The 1,637-nt window shown below is 45.3% G+C and carries 1 protein-coding gene; it reads left to right on the top strand.

Annotation, left to right across the window (positions count from 1 at the left end; translation table 11 throughout):
* The first annotated feature begins 72 nt into the window (after positions 1–72).
* Positions 73–1,604 (top strand): IS3 family transposase gene (locus BIZ39_RS21655; protein WP_410369575.1). Its coding sequence is split into 2 segments (ribosomal slippage): positions 73–535 and positions 535–1,604, totalling 1,533 coding nucleotides; the frame shifts between segments, so codons are not numbered across the junction.
* Positions 1,605–1,637 lie beyond the last annotated feature (33 nt).

Below are 1,637 nucleotides of genomic sequence, written 5' to 3'. Positions count from 1 at the left end.
CCCCCTGTGTCAGGATAGTTGTCGCCTCAGTTTTTCATAAAAATATAACAGGGAGCGGTAAGTTAGATATTAGTGAAGCATTATCCTGAAGATCATAAGAAAGCCATCATTAGAAAGCTGGTTGAAAGTGGCTTATCATTACGCCAATTCGCAAAGCTAGAGAGTATCAACTTATCTACTTTGTATTCATGGCGAGATAAGTATTTACAAGCAGGTTCTAGTTTGGCAGATAGCAATAGTTCAGATGGTTGGTCACCAGAGCAAAAGTTCTCAATTGTTTTAGAAACAGCAGCATTGAGCGAAATTGAGTTAAGTGAGTATTGCCGTGAAAAAGGGCTTTACCCTGAGCAAGTTAAAGAATGGAAGCGAAGCTGCATTGCAGGCAATCAAACTAAAGCCCAGCAACGTAAGCAATTAACCCAAGAGCGAAAGGATGATCGTAAGCGGATTAAAGAGTTAGAAAGAGAGTTAAAGCGCAAAGATGCTGCGCTTGCTGAAACGGCAGCGTTGTTGGTGCTCAGAAAAAAGTTAAATGCCTACTGGGGGGAAGACGAGGACAATTAACCTCACTCACAGATAGGCAGCATTACGCATCTCTGATTGATGAAGCAGTCAGCTCAGGTGCTAGAAAAGAGAAAGCCTGTGAAGAAGTTGGTATGTCTGTACGCACATTACAACGCTGGCAGGAAAGCGGTGAAATCAGTGGTGACAAAAGACCTACAGCTGATAGGCCAGAACCGAGTAACAAGCTCACTGAGGAAGAGCAGCAAGCGATATTAGCTACCTGTAACCAAGAAGAATACGCCAATTTAGGGCCAAGTCAGATAGTGCCAATGCTGGCAGATAACGGGCAATATCTCGCGTCTGAATCGAGCTTTTATCGTGTGTTGAAAGCCAATGACCAGCTAACCCATCGAGGTAAAGCAAAACCTAAAGGTAGCCGAGCTAAACCTAAGGGGTACACAGCGACAGCGCCAAACCAAGTGTGGACTTGGGATATTAGTTACTGCCCGTCAACGGTCATTGGTCGGTTCTTCTACCTCTACATGATAATCGACATCTTCAGCCGTAAGGTTGTCGGGTGGGAAGTTCATGACAGTGAATCAGGTGAACATGCTGCCCAATTGCTTGAGCGCACGCTCTGGTCTGAGAAATGCGTTAAAAAAGACGTGGTATTGCATTCAGATAACGGTAGCCCGATGAAGTGCCTAACGATGCAAGCCAAAATGCTTGATATGGGTGTCATTGGCTCTCGTAGCCGCCCCGGTGTCAGCAATGATAATCCGTACTCAGAATCATTGTTCCGCACGGTCAAATACAGTCACCGCTGGCCAAGCGAAGGCTTTAAAAGCCTTGAAGATGCAAGAGCTTGGATGAAAGGCTTCGCTCAATGGTACAACACTGAGCACAGGCATAGTCGCATCAAATTCGTGACACCAGCGCAACGCCATAATGGTGAAGATAAAGCGATATTGGCAAAACGCCATGAGCTATATACCAAAGCGCAAAAAAAGAACCCTAACCGCTGGTCAAAGGGTATTAGAAACTGGGAGGAAATCGGTGATGTGAAATTAAACCCAGAGAACAAAAAAGAAGCTGCTTAACAGCTCAGGCGACAACTACCTTGAAAAACGCCG

This window comes from Alteromonas sp. BZK5 (assembly GCF_014349115.1).
Taxonomy (GTDB): domain Bacteria; phylum Pseudomonadota; class Gammaproteobacteria; order Enterobacterales; family Alteromonadaceae; genus Alteromonas; species Alteromonas macleodii.
The sequence above is the reverse complement of the archived record's forward strand: the minus strand, read 5'-3'. Positions and strand labels throughout refer to the sequence as shown.